The 265-nt window shown below is 62.3% G+C and carries 1 protein-coding gene; it reads left to right on the top strand.

All coding sequences use genetic code 11. The annotated features are described in order from the left end of the window. Nucleotides 1-17: 17 nt before the first annotated feature. The coding region (locus ACLQ24_RS30620; protein ID WP_425895198.1) for a hypothetical protein at nucleotides 18-265 on the top strand (248 nt) is incomplete at its 3' end.

The raw sequence follows: 265 nt of genomic DNA, 5'->3' as shown, positions 1-265 counted from the left end.
CCACCCTGCTCACCGCCGTGGGCGACCTCGCCACCGCCGGAAAACTCGACGCCGGCCTCGAAGGCGGCCTCACCACCGAACGCCTGGCCGCTATGGTCACCGCTGTCGGCACCACCGACATCTCCGCATCACTACTCCACGTCCTCGGCACCATCATCAAGGCAGGACAATTCACCGACGCCACCAGCTTCATCGAAAACAACCGCAACAAACTCACCGTCGAACAGAAACAACACTGGGTCGACGCGATCGCCAAACTCGGCAA

The organism is Micromonospora sp. DT4, from assembly GCF_049841675.1.
Lineage (GTDB): Bacteria > Actinomycetota > Actinomycetes > Mycobacteriales > Micromonosporaceae > Micromonospora.
Note: the sequence above shows the minus strand (reverse complement) of the source record. Positions and strands in the feature narration are given on the sequence as shown.